Origin of the sequence: Stappia indica (genome assembly GCF_020177335.1) — a bacterium.
Classification (GTDB): domain Bacteria; phylum Pseudomonadota; class Alphaproteobacteria; order Rhizobiales; family Stappiaceae; genus Stappia; species Stappia indica_B.
This window is the reverse complement of sequence record NZ_JAIVMG010000001.1, coordinates 370325-386921: the sequence shown is the minus strand read 5'-3', so window position 1 is coordinate 386921 and position 16597 is coordinate 370325. Positions and strand designations below refer to the sequence as shown.

General features: G+C 65.8%; 15 protein-coding genes. 12 read left to right on the top strand and 3 right to left on the bottom strand.

What is annotated here, in order from left to right:
- The first annotated feature begins 8 nt into the window (after positions 1 to 8).
- From LC062_RS01685 to LC062_RS01655, 7 genes are all read left to right on the top strand, one after another.
- Positions 9 to 1391 (top strand): pyruvate dehydrogenase complex E1 component subunit beta, encoded by a 1383-nt coding sequence (locus tag LC062_RS01685; RefSeq protein WP_224909288.1) that lies wholly within the window; start codon positions 9 to 11, stop codon positions 1389 to 1391.
- A gap of 13 nt (positions 1392 to 1404) precedes the next feature.
- Positions 1405 to 2757, top strand: coding sequence for a pyruvate dehydrogenase complex dihydrolipoamide acetyltransferase (locus LC062_RS01680; RefSeq protein WP_224909287.1), 1353 nt, complete (start codon positions 1405 to 1407; stop codon positions 2755 to 2757).
- 112 nt (positions 2758 to 2869) lie between these two features.
- Positions 2870 to 4318 (top strand): dihydrolipoyl dehydrogenase, encoded by a 1449-nt coding sequence (gene lpdA, locus LC062_RS01675; protein ID WP_224909286.1) that lies wholly within the window; start codon positions 2870 to 2872, stop codon positions 4316 to 4318.
- 147 nt (positions 4319 to 4465) lie between these two features.
- A complete protein-coding gene (locus LC062_RS01670) occupies positions 4466 to 4714 on the top strand; it encodes a GlsB/YeaQ/YmgE family stress response membrane protein (protein WP_224909285.1) in 249 nt (82 codons plus the stop codon).
- A complete protein-coding gene (locus LC062_RS01665; protein ID WP_224909284.1) occupies positions 4711 to 4953 on the top strand; it encodes a GlsB/YeaQ/YmgE family stress response membrane protein in 243 nt (80 codons plus the stop codon). The genes LC062_RS01670 and LC062_RS01665 overlap by 4 nt, the downstream gene beginning before the upstream one ends.
- Before the next feature lie 66 nt (positions 4954 to 5019).
- Complete coding sequence (gene lipA / locus LC062_RS01660; RefSeq protein ID WP_224909283.1) at positions 5020 to 6009, top strand: lipoyl synthase; 990 nt, start codon at positions 5020 to 5022, stop codon at positions 6007 to 6009.
- Between the two features lie 123 nt (positions 6010 to 6132).
- Entirely contained in the window at positions 6133 to 6588 is a 456-nt protein-coding gene (locus LC062_RS01655) for a type II toxin-antitoxin system RatA family toxin (protein ID WP_224909282.1), read from the top strand.
- A 24-nt stretch (positions 6589 to 6612) separates the two neighbouring features.
- Here the strand turns inward: LC062_RS01655 and LC062_RS01650 are convergent, their stop codons facing one another.
- The 3 genes from LC062_RS01650 to LC062_RS01640 all read right to left on the bottom strand — a co-directional run bounded on the left by LC062_RS01650 (position 6613) and on the right by LC062_RS01640 (position 8936).
- The gene (locus tag LC062_RS01650) at positions 6613 to 7074 is read right to left on the bottom strand and encodes a hypothetical protein (RefSeq protein ID WP_224909281.1); all 462 of its coding nucleotides are present in this window, start codon (positions 7072 to 7074) and stop codon (positions 6613 to 6615) included.
- 105 nt (positions 7075 to 7179) lie between these two features.
- The gene (locus tag LC062_RS01645) at positions 7180 to 7683 is read right to left on the bottom strand and encodes a CinA family protein (RefSeq protein WP_224909776.1); all 504 of its coding nucleotides are present in this window, start codon (positions 7681 to 7683) and stop codon (positions 7180 to 7182) included.
- Complete coding sequence (locus LC062_RS01640; protein ID WP_224909280.1) at positions 7680 to 8936, bottom strand: bifunctional 2-C-methyl-D-erythritol 4-phosphate cytidylyltransferase/2-C-methyl-D-erythritol 2,4-cyclodiphosphate synthase; 1257 nt, start codon at positions 8934 to 8936, stop codon at positions 7680 to 7682. Before LC062_RS01640 ends, LC062_RS01645 begins: the two co-directional genes overlap by 4 nt.
- 202 nt (positions 8937 to 9138) lie before the next feature.
- Between LC062_RS01640 and dusB the strand changes: the two genes are divergently transcribed.
- The 5 genes from dusB (at position 9139) to ntrX (ending at position 16580) form a co-directional block, all read left to right on the top strand.
- Positions 9139 to 10122 (top strand): tRNA dihydrouridine synthase DusB, encoded by a 984-nt coding sequence (gene dusB / locus LC062_RS01635; RefSeq protein ID WP_318246088.1) that lies wholly within the window; start codon positions 9139 to 9141, stop codon positions 10120 to 10122.
- A gap of 17 nt (positions 10123 to 10139) precedes the next feature.
- Positions 10140 to 11249: a two-component system sensor histidine kinase NtrB gene (locus LC062_RS01630; protein WP_224909775.1), complete on the top strand. Its 1110-nt coding sequence runs from the start codon at positions 10140 to 10142 to the stop codon at positions 11247 to 11249.
- A gap of 18 nt (positions 11250 to 11267) precedes the next feature.
- Positions 11268 to 12713 (top strand): nitrogen regulation protein NR(I), encoded by a 1446-nt coding sequence (gene ntrC / locus LC062_RS01625; protein ID WP_224909278.1) that lies wholly within the window; start codon positions 11268 to 11270, stop codon positions 12711 to 12713.
- Positions 12714 to 12961: 248 nt separating this feature from the next.
- Entirely contained in the window at positions 12962 to 15223 is a 2262-nt protein-coding gene (locus tag LC062_RS01620) for a sensor histidine kinase NtrY-like (RefSeq protein ID WP_224909277.1), read from the top strand.
- Positions 15213 to 16580 carry a nitrogen assimilation response regulator NtrX gene (gene ntrX / locus LC062_RS01615; RefSeq protein WP_224909276.1) on the top strand — a complete coding sequence of 456 codons (1368 nt, stop codon included), beginning with the start codon at positions 15213 to 15215 and terminating at the stop codon, positions 16578 to 16580. The genes LC062_RS01620 and ntrX overlap by 11 nt, the downstream gene beginning before the upstream one ends.
- Positions 16581 to 16597: the final 17 nt, after the last annotated feature.

Genomic DNA, 16597 nt, shown 5'->3' with positions numbered 1-16597 from the left:
GACCTACGATGCCGATTGATATCTTGATGCCGGCCCTCTCGCCGACCATGGAAGAGGGCACCCTGGCGAAATGGGTGAAGAAAGAGGGCGACCAGGTGTCGTCCGGCGACGTGATCGCGGAAATCGAGACCGACAAGGCGACCATGGAGGTCGAGGCGGTCGATGAGGGCACCATCGGCAAGATCCTGGTGGCCGAGGGCACCGAGAACGTCAAGGTGAATACGCCGATTGCCGTTCTGCTGGCCGACGGAGAGGACGCTTCCGCCATGGACGCGGCTCCCGCATCGGCTCCGGCCGCCGAGGCCGCCCCGGCACCGCAGGCGGCCGCGCCCGTCGCGGCGGCGCCTGCGGCGGCTCCTGCTTCCGCAGAGGGGGCAAGCGAGCCGGATGTGCCGGAAGGCACGAAGATGGTCAGCTCCACCGTGCGCGAAGCGCTGCGCGATGCCATGGCCGAGGAAATGCGCCGCGATGGCGATGTGTTCCTGATGGGCGAGGAGGTTGCCGAATACCAGGGCGCCTACAAGATCTCGCAAGGGCTGCTTGAGGAATTCGGCGCCCGCCGGGTGATCGACACGCCGATCACCGAGCATGGCTTCACCGGCCTCGGCGTTGGCGCGGCGATGGCCGGGCTGAAGCCGATCGTCGAGTTCATGACCTTCAACTTCGCCATGCAGGCCATCGACCACATCATCAACTCCGCCGCCAAGACGCTGTACATGTCCGGCGGCCAGATGGGCGCGCCGATCGTCTTCCGCGGCGCCAATGGCGCGGCGGCCCGCGTCGCCGCCCAGCACAGCCAGGACTATGCCGCCTGGTATGCCCATGTTCCGGGCCTGAAGGTGGTGCAGCCCTGGTCGGCGGCGGACGCCAAGGGCCTCCTGAAGGCGGCGATCCGCGACCCCAACCCGGTCGTGTTCCTGGAAAACGAGATCCTCTACGGCCAGACCTTCGATCTGCCGGATGTAGAGGACTTCGTGCTGCCGATCGGCAAGGCGAAGATCGAGCGCGCCGGCAGCGATGTCACCATCGTCTCCTGGGGCATCGGCATGACCTACGCGATGAAGGCGGCGACCGAGCTGGAAGCTGCGGGCATCTCCGCCGAGATCGTCAACCTGCGCACCATTCGCCCGCTCGACATCGACACGGTGATCGCCTCGGTCAAGAAGACCGGGCGGCTCGTGACGGTCGAAGAGGCCTATCCGATGTGCTCGGTCTCCGCCGAGATCGGCTATCAGGTGCAGGAAAAGGCGTTCGACTGGCTCGACGCGCCGATCCTGCGGGTCACCGGCAAGGATGTGCCGATGCCCTATGCCGCCAACCTGGAAAAGCTGGCGCTGCCGACGGTCGGGGAAGTCATCGACGCGGTGAAAGCCGTGACCTACACGGCCTGAGGGGGAGACACAGATGCCGATCAAGATTTTGATGCCGGCCCTCTCGCCGACCATGGAAGAGGGCAATCTCGCCAAATGGCTGATCAAGGAAGGAGAGACCATCTCCGCCGGTGACGTCATTGCCGAGATCGAGACCGACAAGGCGACCATGGAAGTGGAAGCGGTCGACGAGGGCACCATGGGCAAGATCCTGGTGGCCGAGGGCACCGAGGGCGTGAAGGTCAATGAGGTGATCGCCCTTCTGCTGGAAGACGGCGAGGATGCTTCGGCGCTGGAAGGCGCCGCAAGTGGCGTCGGCGGCGACGGTGGCGGCCCGCAAACTGCCCCTGCGGAAACGCCCGCTGCAGCCGTTGCGCCTGCCGCCGAGGCACCGACGCCGGCCGCGCCCGCAGCGCCTGTGGCCGCCTCCGGCGAGCGCATCTTCGCCTCGCCGCTGGCCCGCCGGCTCGCCGCCCAGAACGCGCTGGACCTCAAGGCGCTCACCGGTTCCGGACCGCATGGCCGGATCGTCAAGCGCGACATCGACAAGGCCGTCAGCGAAGGCACGGGCAAGGCGGTGGCTGCGCCGGCCGCGGAAGCGCCGAAGCCTGCTGCGGCGGCGCCCGCGCCGGCCATGCCAACCGGCCCGTCCAGCGATCAGGTGCTGAAGCTGTTCGAGGAAGGCTCCTACGAGCTGGTGCCCCATGACGGCATGCGCAAGACGATTGCCCGCCGTCTGCAGGAATCCAAGCAGACCATCCCGCATTTCTACGTCACCGTGGATTGCGAGCTGGACGCTCTGCTGGCCCTGCGCGCCCAACTCAACGCCGCCGCGCCGACGAGCAAGGACGGCAAGCCCGCCTACAAGCTGTCGGTCAACGACATGGTGATCAAGGCGATGGCGCTGGCGCTTCGCGATGTGCCGGAGGCCAACGTCTCCTGGACGGATGAGGCCATGGTCAAGCACAAGCACGCCGATGTCGGCGTCGCCGTGTCGATCCCCGGCGGCCTGATCACGCCGATCGTGCGCAGCGCCGAAATGAAGCCGCTGTCGGTCGTCTCCAACGAGATGAAGGACATGGGCACCCGGGCCAAGGAGCGCAAGCTCAAGCCCGAGGAGTACCAGGGCGGCACCACGGCGGTCTCCAACATGGGGATGATGGGCGTGAAGGACTTCGCGGCGGTGGTCAATCCGCCCCATGCGACGATCCTGGCCGTCGGCGCCGGCGAAAAGCGCCCGGTGGTGAAGGACGACGCGCTGGCCATCGCCACGGTGATGTCCGTGACGCTCTCCACCGACCACCGCGCGGTTGATGGCGCGCTCGGGGCGGAGCTTCTCGCCGCCTTCAAGGGCTACATCGAAAACCCGATGTCGATGCTGGTGTGACCCAGCCGGCGGCGCGCGATCCAGCGCGCCGCTTCGTTTCCGCGATTACCGTCATTTCAAGGAGCGCGCGGCCCGTCGCAGCAGCTCCCACGACCCATCTGGAGGGGACTTCATGAGCGCGACGTCATATGACGTGATCATCATCGGCTCGGGTCCGGGCGGCTATGTGACGGCGATCCGCGCCGCGCAGCTTGGCCTGAAGACCGCCATCGTCGAACGTGAGCACCTCGGCGGCATCTGCCTCAACTGGGGCTGCATCCCGACCAAGGCGCTGCTGCGCTCCGCCGAAATGCTCGACCATGCCAACCACGCCAAGAGCTACGGGCTGACGCTCGAAGGCAAGATGACCGCCGACGTCAAGGACGTGGTCGCCCGCTCGCGCGGCGTGTCGGCGCGGCTCAACGGCGGCGTGGCCTTCCTGATGAAGAAGAACAAGATCGACGTGATCTGGGGCGAGGCCAAGCTGACCAAGCCCGGTGAGATCACCGTCGGAAAATCCTCCAAGCCCGTGGTCGAGCCGCAAAACCCGGTTCCCAAGGGCGTGAAGGGCGAGGGCACCTACACCGCCAAACACATCATCGTGGCGACCGGCGCCCGCCCGCGCGCCCTGCCGGGCATCGAGCCGGACGGCAAGCTGATCTGGACCTATTTCGAGGCGATGAAGCCGGATGTGATGCCGAAATCGCTGGTGGTGATGGGCTCGGGCGCCATCGGCATCGAATTCGCCTCCTTCTACCGCTCCATGGGGGCGGAGGTGACGGTGGTCGAGGTGATGCCGCAGGTGATGCCCGTGGAGGATGCGGAAATCTCCGCCCTGGCCCGCAAGCAGCTTGAAAAGCGCGGGCTGAAGATCCTGACCGAAGCCAAGGTCACCAAGGTCGAGAAGGGCGCCGATTCGATCACCGCCCATGTTGAGACCAAGGACGGCAAGGTGCAGACCATCACCGCCGACCGGCTGATCTCGGCCGTTGGCGTGCAGGGCAACATCGAAGGGCTGGGTCTTGAGGCCCTCAATGTGAAGACCGACCGGGGCTGCATCGTCATCGACGGCTACGGCAAGACCAACGTGCCGGGCCTTTATGCCATCGGCGACGTAGCCGGCCCGCCGATGCTCGCCCACAAGGCGGAGCATGAAGGCGTCGTCTGCATCGAGAAGATCGCCGGCCTGCCGAACGTTCACGCCATGGACAAGGGCAAGATCCCGGGCTGCACCTATTGCAACCCGCAGGTGGCGTCCGTCGGCCTGACCGAGGCGAAGGCAAAGGAAGCGGGCCGCGACATCCGCGTTGGCCGCTACAGCTTCGGCGCCAATGGCAAGGCCATCGCCCTTGGCGAGGATCAGGGCATGATCAAGACGATCTTCGACAAGAAGACCGGCGAGCTGCTCGGCGCGCATATGGTTGGCGCGGAAGTGACCGAACTGATCCAGGGCTTCGTCGTCGCCATGAACCTGGAGACGACCGAGGAAGAGCTGATGCACACGATCTTCCCGCACCCGACCCTGTCGGAGATGATGAAGGAAAGCGTGCTCGACGCCTATGGCAGGGTCCTGAACGCCTGAGGCGAGCGGGCGCCGGAGCCACGGCCCGACAGGCGGAGGGCCGGTCTCCTGCCGGGGTGCTCTTGAGTTGTCGCGGGGAAGGGGTACCCTTGAAGGGCGCGCCGGGATTGCCCCGGACGCGGGGACACGTGAACGGGGGATAAGGACATGGACGTCAAGAACATCGTCATCTGGTGCGTCATCGGCATCATCGCCGGCTGGCTCGCCAGCCTCGTCATCGGCGGCGGCGGGCTGATCCGCTATCTGGTGACCGGCATCATCGGCGCCTTCGTCGGCGGGTTCCTGTTCAGCTTCGCTGGCATCAACATCAATCTCGGCAATGCTTACGTCAATCAGGTGGTGGTCGCCGCCGTTGGCGCGATCGTCGTCGTGCTGATTGCCCGAGTGCTGGCATGAACTTCATTTTCTGGATCGCCATCGGGCTGATTGCCGGCGCGGTGGCGCACCGGGTGTTCGACAGTCGGGGCGGCTTTCTCGGCAGTCTTGTCGTCGGGTTGGTCGGTGCCCTGCTTGGCGGAAAACTCGCGGAAATCCTGAAGTTGAACGTCACCGGCGGCTTCATCGACCAGGTTGTGATCTCGACAATCGGCGCCATCCTTTTGCTGTTTGTCTGGCGAAAAATACGCGGAAACTGACGGCCGGCGACGGCTGCGACCACAGCGGCGCTTGACGCGCGCGGCGAAGAAGGACATTTGAGGCGCATGGTTACGATCCTCGACACCGTCTCGACACCGGCGAAGGACGACGCGCGTCCCCGCCATCCGGAAAAAGCGCATCGGCCGGACAATCCGATCAAGCGCAAGCCTGCCTGGATCCGGGTCAAGGCGCCGACCTCGCCGGTCTATCGCGAAACCCAGCAAGTGGTGCGCGGCAACAACCTGGTGACGGTTTGCGAGGAAGCGGGCTGTCCGAACATCGGCGAATGCTGGTCGAAGAAGCACGCCAGCTTCATGATCCTCGGCGACACCTGCACCCGCGCCTGCGCCTTCTGCAACGTGCGCACCGGCATGCCCGGTCCGGTCGATCCGAACGAGCCCTCCGGCATCGCCGAGGCGGTGGCGGCGATGGGGCTGGAGCATGTGGTCATCACCTCGGTCGACCGCGATGATCTCGACGATGGCGGCGCCGGCCACTTCGCTGATGTGATCCACGCCATTCGCGGCCGCTCACCCTCGACCACCATCGAGGTGCTGACCCCGGACTTCCTGCGCAAGCCCGGCGCCCTGGAAACGGTGGTCACCGCCCGTCCGGATGTGTTCAACCACAATCTGGAGACCGTTCCGTCGAAATACCTGAAGGTGCGCCCCGGCGCCCGCTACTTCCATTCCATTCGCCTGCTGCAGCGGGTCAAGGAACTGGATCCGGCAATGTTCACCAAATCGGGGATCATGGTCGGGCTGGGCGAGGAGCGCAACGAGGTGCTTCAGTTGATGGACGACCTGCGCACGGCGGACGTCGATTTCCTGACCATCGGCCAGTATCTGCAGCCCAGCTCCAAGCACCACACGGTAGAGCGTTTCGTCACGCCGGAAGAGTTCAAGGCCTTCGAGAAGATCGCCTATGCCAAGGGCTTCCTCAAGGTCTCGGCGAGCCCTCTGACCCGCTCCTCCCATCACGCGGGCGAAGACTTCGCGGATCTGCGCAAGGCTCGCGCCGCACGGATCGGAACACCGACGGACGTCACCAGCTAGGTGAGGCTGGCCGTCCCTGACTGCGGGGGGGCATTCGCCCCGCCAGTGCGGTGTGCGCCGGCGGTACCGCCGGGGCCGGCATGCAAAACAATAAACACGACCAGATCACGAGCACTGCCTGCAATGCCATCCTTTGAGAACCTGCATCCGGTCGCGCATTCGGCGGACGACATGTTCGCCCTTGTCGCCGATGTGGAGAAATACCCGGAATTCGTTCCGCTGTGTTCTGCCTTGCGGGTGCGTGGGCGCAAGGACCTGGAGGACGGGCGCAGTCTGCTCGTCGCCGACATGACGGTCGCCTACAAGATGTTCCGGGAAACCTTCACCAGCCGGGTGACCCTGTCGCCGGACAGGCGGGAGATCCTGGTGGAGTATCTCGACGGCCCGTTCAAGCACCTGGAAAACCGCTGGACCTTCCGGCCGACGGGCGAGGGCCGAAGCGAAATCGGCTTCTACATCACCTACGAGTTCAAGAGCCGCACTCTGGGCACGCTGATGTCGACCATGTTCGACCGGGCGTTCCGCAAGTTCTCCGCCGCTTTCGAGGCGCGCGCCGATCACGTCTATCCGACGGCCTGAGCGCGGGCGCGCGGGCGTTTCCGCTTACCAGAGGTGATAGGACTTCGTCTTCTCGCCGGAGTTCTTGTAGTCGGAAAACGCCTTGCTGATGTCCTTGAACCGCTGGCGGCGAGAAACGGCGCCATCGCTGGAGCGCATCACATCCGCATCGGTGCCGGAGACGCCGATATCCTCAAGCGAAACCTGCTTGTCCGGCTCTTCACAGACCCGGAACCACCCCTTGCCCTCGTTGTATTCCAGACCGACGTCGCGCCCTTCCGTAGCTTCATAGTTGACCCAGCCAACGGTTGCCGCCCGGGCGTAATACTCCCGGCCGCAGAGGGTGATCCGGTAGAGGTTCTCGCCGGCCTTCTCGAACACCCGGTGACTGGCGAAAAAGGTCCCATCGGCCTGGCGCGAAATCATGTAGAACTCGCCAGCTGTGGCGGGCGCGGCAAAAAGCACAAGCGCCATCGATGCATGCCGCATGGACCGGATGGACCACATGGAGGTTTCCCCTTCGAGCGTTGAAATTGCGTACAAAAATTTATGCAATCAACTCATGGGCACCGTATACGATCCCCGCTGGCAACAAAGAGCTTTTTTAGCCGGTCAAATTTTAAGCACCTCCAGATCCAGCAAACCTTCCAGCGCCTGAGCGATCGCGCCGGCGCGGATGGCGGCCCGGCCCCGATCCTCGAACCGGCGCATGACATGGCGCACCGGCGCGCCGCGCGCGGCAAAGCCGAAATGCACCAGGCCGACCGGCTTCACCGCCGATCCGCCGCCCGGGCCGGCGATCCCGGTGACGGACACGGCGATATCGGCACGCGAGGCGGTCAACGCCCCTTGCGCCATCGCCTCGGCGACCTCGCGGCTCACCGCGCCCACCCGGCCGATCAGCTCCGCCGGCACGTCGATCATTTCGGTCTTGGCCTCGTTGGAGTACGTGACGAAGCCGCGATCGAGCACGGCGGAAGACCCGGCGATTTCGGTGATCAGCCCGGCAATCAGCCCGCCGGTGCAGGATTCTGCGGTGGCCAGCATCACCCCGCGTTCCGTACAGCGCCGCACCAGGGTTTCGGCGGCGGGCAGGAGGGGCGCAAGCTCGGTCAGCATGACGTGTCTCCCGGCAGATAGTCGAACGGCAGCCGCAAGGTGGCCGTAGCGAGCGTCGCAATGCCTTCCTCGCGGCCGGTAAAGCCAAGCCGCTCCGAGGTGGTGGCCTTGACCGCGACCCGCCCCACCGGCACCCCGCAGATCTCCGCAATCCGCGCCCGCATGGCCTCGCGATGCGGCCCGACCTTCGGCCGCTCGCACACCACCGTGGCGTCGAGCAGGGAAATCGCTCCACCGGCGCGGCGCACCCGCTCGGCGGCAAAACGCAGGAACTGATCGGACGGCGCACCGCGCCACTGCGGATCGCTTGGCGGGAAGTGATGGCCGATGTCGCCGTCGCACAGGGCGCCGAGAATGGCGTCGGTCAGGGCGTGCAGCACCACATCCGCATCGGAATGCCCCTTCAGCGCCCGGTCGTGCGGAATGGCGATGCCGCCGAGAATGACCTCGTTGCCCGGCTCGAAGGCGTGAACGTCATAGGCGGTGGCCACCCGCACATCGCCGCATCGGGCAAACTCCTCCAACTGGATGATCCGGTCCGCCTGCATCAGGTCCTCCATGGTGGTGATCTTGCTGTTGGCCGCATCGCCCGGGCTGATCGCAACCGCCAGCCCCTGCCATTCGGCAACGGCGGCATCGTCGGTCAGTCCCTCGACCCCGGCCGCCGCCGCCCGCCGGTGAGCCTCCAGAATATCGGCAAAGACGAAGCCCTGCGGCGTCTGGGCAGCCCAGAGGCCCGTGCGCTCGACCGTGCCGCGCACCTGAACGCTGCCGTCCGGCGTCGCCACCTCGCCGCGCTTCAGCGTATCGGCCACCGGCACGGCCGCAACCACCGCCCGGGCGCCAGCGGCAAGCGCATCAAGGGCGCGCGTCACCACATCGGCGGTGGCGAAGGGGCGGGCGGCATCGTGAATGAGCACCAGATCCGGCGCGTCGCCGCGCAACGCCTCAAGCCCGCACAGGACCGAAGCCTGCCGGCTGTCCCCGCCGCCGACCGGCGGGCGCAGCTTCGCCTGGGCCGTGCTTCCTGCCAGCGCCGCGTCGTACAGCGCGCGATCATCGGCATGGATCACCACCTGAATTGAGCCGACCCGGTCAACCCTCGCAAGGGCCTCGACCGTGCGTCGCAGGACGGCAACACCGCCGATCCGGCGGTACTGCTTCGGCGTCTCGCCGCCGCCGGCCCGGGTGCCGCGTCCGGCGGCAACGACAAGAACCGCCACCTTCGTGGCGGATGCAGTTTCAGGCATGGTCAATTCCGACCCCATTCTTGGAAAATCCGCTTACTGGACTGATTGCTACGGTTTTGGCGGTTTCCGCGCGGGCCCTCAAGCCTTATGTGCAGTGCGAAAAAATGAGGCTTGCGGGCCAGTCGCGAATGACTATTCTGTAGGCATAATGAAAAGTGCACATCATATGAGCAGAAATAGCCAGTCACCCACAGAGGCGCCGATGCAGATCGCCGATATTCCCGTGCCCAACCGCGCGTTTCTCGCGCCGATGGCCGGCGTGACCGATGTGGTGTTCCGCCGGCTGGCGCATCGCTTCGGCGCCGGCCTGGTGGTGTCGGAAATGGTGGCGGGCGAACAACTGGCCGATGGCAATGCGGACACGCGCCTGCGCAGCGAAAGCGCCGGCGTCGATCCGCATGTGGTGCAGCTCGCCGGGCGGGAAGCCCGCTGGATGGCCGAGGGCGCGCGCATGGCCGAGGGCGCTGGCGCGGCAATCATCGACATCAACATGGGCTGCCCGGCGAAGAAGGTCACCTCCGGTTACTCCGGTTCGGCCCTGATGCGCGATCCGGACCATGCGCTGACGCTGATCGAGGCGACGGTGGCGGCGGTCAAGGTGCCGGTCACCCTGAAGATGCGGCTTGGCTGGGACGATGACAGCATCAACGCCCCGGAACTGGCCGCCCGGGCCGAGGCGGCCGGGGTTGCCATGATCACCGTGCATGGTCGCACCCGTTGCCAGTTTTACAAGGGTTCTGCCAACTGGGACGCGATCCGTCTCGTGCGCGAGCGCATCTCCGTGCCGCTGGTGGCCAATGGCGACTGCCGTTCGGCGGCGGATGCGCGCGAAATGCTGGCCCGCTCCGGCGCCGATGCGGTGATGATCGGCCGCGCCTCCTTCGGAAAGCCGTGGCTGCCGGGTGCCATCGGCGCCGCGCTCGACGGCACACCGGCGCCGAAAATTCCGGCCGGACCGGATCTGGCGGATCTTGTCTGCGAACATGTGGAGGGAATGTTCTCCCACTACGGAACCGAAAAAGGCGTGCGCAACGCCCGCAAGCACATTGCCTGGTATCTCGACGGGGCGGAAACGCCGATGCCGGCGGATCAGCGCCGGGAGCTGCTGACGGCAACCGTGCCCGCTCAGGTGCTGACCATGCTGCGAAGCTGGTTCTCGTCGGCGCAAATGGGAGTGGCGGCATGAACGTCGGCGGTAAGAAAATGACCTCTGGCGAGCCGATGCCCGGCGGCGGGTCGCAGGTGCAGATCCTCGACGCCCTGCCGCATCCGCTGGTGCTGGTCGGCCCGCAAGGGGAGATCGAGGAGGCCAACACGGCGGCGGAGAATTTCTTCCGCGCCAGTGCCCAGGTGTTGCGCCGCCACCCGATTGCCCATTTCGTGCCCTTCGGCAGCCCGCTCTTGCTGCTCCTGTCCCAGGTGCGTGAACGCGGCACCCCGGTCAATGAATACAAGGTCGACATCGGCTCGCCGCGCATCGGCGCGGAAAAGGTGGTCGACATCATGGCCGCCCCGGTGGCCGACCGCCCCGGCTTCGTGGTCCTGATGCTGCAGGAACGGGGGATGGCGGAAAAGATCGACCGGCAACTGACCTCGCGCGGCGCCGCCCGCACCGTCTCGGGGCTCGCCACCATGCTGGCGCATGAGATCAAGAACCCGCTCTCAGGCATTCGCGGCGCGGCGCAGCTGCTGGAAGCCTCCGCCGATGAGGACGACCGCCCGCTGACCCGCCTGATCATGGACGAGACCGACCGGATCGTGAAACTGGTCGACCGGATGGAGGTGTTTTCCGACGAGCGCCCAATCGAGCGCGAGCCGCTGAACATCCACGTGGTCCTCGACCGGGTGCAGCGGCTGGCGACATCCGGCTTCGCCCGCAACCAGACCATCAACGTCGAATACGACCCCTCGCTGCCGCAGGTCTTCGCCAACCGCGACCAGTTGGTACAGGTGTTTCTCAATCTGGTGAAGAACGCCTCGGAGGCGCTGTCCGGTCAGGAGCATGGGGAAATCACCCTGACGACGGCTTACCGTCCCGGCATCCGCCTTGCCGTGCCCGGTTCCCAGGAGAAGGTCAGCCTGCCGCTGGAATTCTGCGTCCGCGACAATGGCATCGACGGCGTGCCGGAAGAGCTGCTTCCCCACCTTTTCGACCCCTTCGTCACCACCAAGGCCAATGGCTCCGGCCTTGGTCTGGCGCTGGTCGCCAAGATCATCGGCGACCACGGCGGGGTGATCGAATGCGACAGCCAGCCCGGCCGCACGGTGTTTCGCATTCTCATGCCGGCCCATGTGCCGGGCGACGAGCGCTAAGGACAGGATTTCGACATCATGGCAAACGGCACGATCCTTGTCGCCGACGACGACACCGCCATCCGCACCGTGCTGAACCAGGCCCTGTCCCGGGCCGGCTACACGGTGCGCCTTACCTCCAACGCGGCCACCCTGTGGCGCTGGGTCAGCTCCGGCGACGGCGACCTGGTGATCACCGATGTGATGATGCCCGATGAAAACGCCTTCGATGTGCTGCCGCGCATCAAGAAGATGCGGCCGGACCTGCCGGTGATCGTCATGAGTGCCCAGAACACCTTCATGACGGCGATCCGCGCCTCTGAGAAGGGTGCCTACGAGTACCTGCCGAAGCCGTTCGACCTGAAGGAGCTGATCGGCATCGTCGGGCGGGCGCTGGCCGAGCCCAAGGGCCGCCGTACCGAAACGCTGGAGGAGGGGGGCGAGAACATCCCTCTGATCGGCCGCTCGCCCGCCATGCAGGAAATCTACCGGGTGCTGGCCCGGCTGATGCAGACCGACCTGTCGGTGATGATCAACGGCGAATCCGGCACCGGCAAGGAACTGGTCGCCCGCGCCCTGCATGACTACGGCAAGCGCCGCAACGGCCCGTTCGTTGCGATCAACATGGCGGCGATCCCGCGCGACCTGATCGAGGCGGAACTGTTCGGCCATGAAAAGGGCGCCTTCACCGGCGCCCAGCAACGCTCCGTGGGCCGGTTCGAACAGGCCGATGGCGGCACCCTGTTCCTCGACGAGATCGGCGACATGCCGATGGAGGCCCAGACCCGGCTCTTGCGGGTGCTGCAGCAGGGGGAATACACCACCGTCGGTGGCCGGGTGCCGATCAAGACCGATGTGCGGATCGTCGCCGCCACCAACAAGGACCTGCGCCAGCTGATCAATCAGGGGCTTTTCCGCGAGGACCTCTACTATCGGCTGAACGTGGTGCCGATCCGCCTGCCGCCGCTGCGCGAGCGCACCGAGGACATTCCCGACCTCGTGCGCCATTTTTTCTCCCTGGCGGAGAAGGAGGGGCTGCCGCCCAAGCAGATCGAGACGGCGGCGGTCGACCGGCTGCGCCGCTACCGCTGGCCGGGCAACGTGCGCGAGCTTGAAAACCTCGTGCGCCGGCTGTCCGCGCTCTATCCGCAGGATGTGATTTCCGCCGCCCTGGTCGATCAGGAACTGAGCCAGCCGGCAAATGGTGGCGTCGAGGACGAGGCGGAGGAGGGCGCGCCCATCGACCTGTCGGCTTCCGTGGAGCGTTACCTCAACACCTACTTCCAGACCTTCGGCGACGCCCTGCCGCCGCCGGGGCTTTATCATCGCATCCTGCGGGAAGTGGAATATCCGCTGATCGGCGCGGCGCTGGCGGCCACCCGCGGCAACCAGATCAAGGCGGCGGAGCTGCTCGGGGTGAACCGCAACACCTTGCGCAAGAAGATCCGCGACCTCGACGTCCAGGTGATCCGCGCCCATCGGTAGCGCCTGATCCGACAATGCTTGCCGCGCGGAAAGGGGGCTTTCGCGCCTTTCCCGGCGGTTCAGTGCCGGTTGCATGGCCGTGGCAGTCCGTCGCATGACGGGGCGGTCCGGCCAACAGGGGCATTCACATCTCGTTATCCCTGTCGTATTTTGGCAACATTGTGTGGTAACGGTGCCGCATCCGGTGGACCGTTCCGCCCATTCCGATTCTTCAAGGTGGTTGCCAGACCGTGATCGCGGACAAATCCATGAGCAACGATTTCCAGATGGAGCGCGGCGGGCGCAACCGCGTGATCCGCAAGCTCGGTCTGGTGTTCGTCATCGCCGCGCTGATTTCGATCACCGTGACCTTCTTCGTGCTGATGGGGGTGACGCCGATCGCCCCCGATGGCATGGCCACGACAGTCGCCATGATCATCAACGGCATCCTGGTCGCCGGGCTGCTGGTGCTGATCGCGCTGGAGTTCATCAGCCTGTTGCAGGCGCGCCGGCGCGGACGGGCCGCCGCCCGCCTGCATGGCCGGATCGTGACCCTGTTCAGCGTCGTCGCCGCGGTGCCGGCCGTGCTGGTGGCGATCCTTGCCACCATCACCCTCGACCGGGGGCTCGACCGCTGGTTCGAGGACCGTACCCGCCTGATCATCGACAATGCGCTGACCGTGGCCCAGGCCTATTTGCAGGAACATGCAAGGGTGCTGCGCGGCGAGTTGATCGCCATGGCCAATGACGTGGATCGGGCCAAGACCGTCTACGATTTCGAGCCGACCCGCTTCGACAGCTTCTTCCAGACCCAGACCTCGCTGCGTTCCCTGCTTGGGGCTTTCCTGATGCGCTCGGACGGCACCGTCATCACCCGGGTGATCGTCAATCCGGACATCGAGGTGCTGCCGCCGCCGCAGGAGGCGTTCGGTCAGGCCGATGGCGGCGAACCGGTGCTGATCGCCCCGGGCATCTCCAATCTGGTCGGCGGTGTGATGAAGCTTTCCGCCTATGACGACATGTATCTCTATGTCGCCCGGGCGATGGACAAGCGGGTGGTCGACTACATGCGGCTGGCGCAGGAGGGGGCCAGCCAGTACACGGTGATGGAACAGAGCCGCTTCGGCGTGCAGGTCGCCTTCGCACTGGTCTATACCGGCGTCACCCTGGTGTTGCTGCTCTCCTCGGTCTGGATCGGCTTCGGCTTCGCCAACATGCTGGTTTCACCGATCCGCCGGTTGATCGGCGCTGCCGATCAGGTCTCCAAGGGCAATCTCTATGTCCAGGTGGAAACCGACAAATCCGCCGGCGATCTCGCCAATCTCGGCGCGACCTTCAACAACATGACCGCTCAGCTTCGCGGCCAGCGCGAGGCCCTCTTGGCCGCCAACGACCAGATCGACCGCCGCCGCCGCTTTACCGAGGCGGTGCTGTCCGGCGTCACCGCAGGGGTGATTGGCGTCGACGATGGCGGCCGGATTACCCTGGTCAACCGCTCGGCGCTCGCCCTTCTCGATGTCGAGGAAGACGACTTGCTCGACCAACCCGTCGGCACCGCCGTGCCGGAACTTGCCGAGATGCTCGGCGAGGCGCTGGCGCGGGAGGACGACCGGATGCGCGAGGACCAGCTCTCGCTTCACCGCCAGGGCCGGGAGCGCACCATCAACGTGCGGGTCACCAGCGAACAGTCAACCCGCAGCGAGCACGGTTTCGTCGTTACCCTCGATGACATCACCGATCTGGTGTCGGCGCAGCGCACCTCCGCCTGGGCCGATGTTGCCCGGCGCATCGCCCATGAGATCAAGAACCCGCTTACCCCGATCCAGCTCTCGGCGGAGCGGATCCGGCGGCGCTACGGCAAGAAGATCACCGACGACCGTACTGTGTTCGATCAATGCGTCGACACGATCATTCGTCAGGTCGGTGATATCGGCCGGATGGTCGACGAATTCTCCTCTTTCGCCCGGATGCCGAAACCGACCAAGAGCAGTGCCGATCTGCGCAACACCGTGCGCGAGGCCGCGTTCCTGCAAACGGTCGCCAATCCGGACATCTCGATTTCCACTCAGCTTCCGGAAGATCCCGCCCGCGCCTGCTTCGATGCACGGCTTGTCGGCCAGGCGCTGACCAATGTGATCAAGAACGCGGCGGAATCGGTGTCGGCCCTGCCGCCGGAGCAGCTTGAGCATGGCCGCATCACCGTCACCTTGCACAACCAGGGCGACCGGCTGGCGATCGAGGTGGTCGACAACGGCATCGGCCTGCCGGTGGAGAACCGGCAACGGCTGCTGGAGCCTTACATGACGACCCGCGAGAAGGGCACCGGCCTTGGCCTCGCCATCGTCAAGAAGATCATGGAAGAACACGGCGGCGGCATCGAGTTGCTGGATGCGCCGGTGGATGCGGACGGCTCCGGCGGCGGACGCGGCGCGATGGTGCGGCTGACCATGGCCACCGAGCGCCAGGACGCCGCGACGGACGCCACGGACGAACACCTTACCTCGGGAACGGTTGTGACAGATGGCCTATGATATTTTGATTGTCGATGACGAAGCGGATATCAGGGACCTGATTGCCGGTATCCTTGAAGACGACGGCTTCGATACGCGCACGGCCAGCGACAGCGATACGGCGCTGGCCGCGATCCAGGAACGGCGCCCCTCGCTGGTGGTGCTGGACATCTGGCTCCAGGGCAGCCGGCTCGACGGGCTCGGCCTGCTCGACGTGATCAAGGAGCAGGATCCGGATCTGCCGGTGGTGATCATTTCCGGCCATGGCAACATCGAGACCGCCGTCTCGGCCATCAAGCGCGGCGCCTACGACTATATCGAAAAGCCGTTCAAGGCCGACCGGCTGGTGCTGATCACCGAGCGCGCGCTGGAAGCCTCCTCGCTGAAACGCGAGATCCGCGAGCTGAAACAGCGCAGTGCCGACGCGCTCGACCTCCTGGGCAACAGCGGTCCCATCAACCAGCTGCGCAACACCATCGAGCGGGTCGCGCCGACCAACAGCCGGGTGCTGATCACCGGCCCGTCCGGCTCGGGCAAGGAGCTTACCGCCCGCAGCATCCACGCCCTGTCGCAGCGCGCGCGCAATCCCTTCGTGGTGATCAATGCCGCCACCATCACCCCGGAGCGGATGGAGGAGGAGCTGTTCGGCATCGAGGACCAGGACGGCCGGATCCGCAAGATCGGCGCGATGGAGGAGGCCCACGGCGGCACGCTCTACATCGACGAGGTCGCCGACATGCCCTACGAGACCCAGGGCAAGATCCTGCGGGTGCTCGTCGACCAGACCTTCACCCGGGTCGGCGGCGCGGGCCGGGTCAGCGTCGACATTCGTATCCTGTCCTCCAGCGCCCGCAATCTGGAACAGGAGATCGCCGAGGCGCGCATGCGCGAGGACCTGTTCCACCGTCTGGGCGTGGTGCCGATGCATGTGCCGGCGCTGGCCGACCGGCGCGAGGACATCCCCGGCCTGGTGGAATTCTTCATGGAGCAGATTTCGGTGGCCTCGGGCCTGCCGATCCGCCGCATCGGCGCCGACGCCATGGCGGTGCTGCAGGCCCATGACTGGCCCGGCAACGTGCGCCAGCTGCGCAACAACGTGGAACGGCTGATGATCCTCACAAGGGCCGATCCGGAGGCGGTGATCACCGCCGATCTTCTGCCGAGCGAGATCGGCGCCGACGCTCCGAACCTGCCGACCAACGGCGGCGGCGAGCATCTGATGGCCTTGCCCCTGCGCGATGCGCGCGAGATGTTCGAGCGGGACTATCTTCAGGCGCAGATCAAGCGGTTCGGCGGCAACATCTCCCGCACCGCCGAGTTCGTCGGCATGGAGCGCTCGGCCCTGCATCGCAAGCTCAAGTCCCTCGGCCTTTCGTGATACACACCGCGCCAAAT

What these genes read in the sequence shown, in the direction of transcription:
- LC062_RS01685 (WP_224909288.1), top strand. Translation starts at nt 9, where the DNA reads ATGCCGATTGATATCTTGATGCCGGCCCTCTCGCCGACCATGGAAGAG.
- LC062_RS01680 (WP_224909287.1), top strand. Translation starts at nt 1,405, where the DNA reads ATGCCGATCAAGATTTTGATGCCGGCCCTCTCGCCGACCATGGAAGAG.
- lpdA (WP_224909286.1), top strand. Translation starts at nt 2,870, where the DNA reads ATGAGCGCGACGTCATATGACGTGATCATCATCGGCTCGGGTCCGGGC.
- LC062_RS01670 (WP_224909285.1), top strand. Translation starts at nt 4,466, where the DNA reads ATGGACGTCAAGAACATCGTCATCTGGTGCGTCATCGGCATCATCGCC.
- LC062_RS01665 (WP_224909284.1), top strand. Translation starts at nt 4,711, where the DNA reads ATGAACTTCATTTTCTGGATCGCCATCGGGCTGATTGCCGGCGCGGTG.
- lipA (WP_224909283.1), top strand. Translation starts at nt 5,020, where the DNA reads ATGGTTACGATCCTCGACACCGTCTCGACACCGGCGAAGGACGACGCG.
- LC062_RS01655 (WP_224909282.1), top strand. Translation starts at nt 6,133, where the DNA reads ATGCCATCCTTTGAGAACCTGCATCCGGTCGCGCATTCGGCGGACGAC.
- LC062_RS01650 (WP_224909281.1), bottom strand. Translation starts at nt 7,074, where the DNA reads ATGTGGTCCATCCGGTCCATGCGGCATGCATCGATGGCGCTTGTGCTT.
- LC062_RS01640 (WP_224909280.1), bottom strand. Translation starts at nt 8,936, where the DNA reads ATGCCTGAAACTGCATCCGCCACGAAGGTGGCGGTTCTTGTCGTTGCC.
- dusB (WP_318246088.1), top strand. Translation starts at nt 9,139, where the DNA reads ATGCAGATCGCCGATATTCCCGTGCCCAACCGCGCGTTTCTCGCGCCG.
- LC062_RS01630 (WP_224909775.1), top strand. Translation starts at nt 10,140, where the DNA reads ATGACCTCTGGCGAGCCGATGCCCGGCGGCGGGTCGCAGGTGCAGATC.
- ntrC (WP_224909278.1), top strand. Translation starts at nt 11,268, where the DNA reads ATGGCAAACGGCACGATCCTTGTCGCCGACGACGACACCGCCATCCGC.
- LC062_RS01620 (WP_224909277.1), top strand. Translation starts at nt 12,962, where the DNA reads ATGAGCAACGATTTCCAGATGGAGCGCGGCGGGCGCAACCGCGTGATC.
- ntrX (WP_224909276.1), top strand. Translation starts at nt 15,213, where the DNA reads ATGGCCTATGATATTTTGATTGTCGATGACGAAGCGGATATCAGGGAC.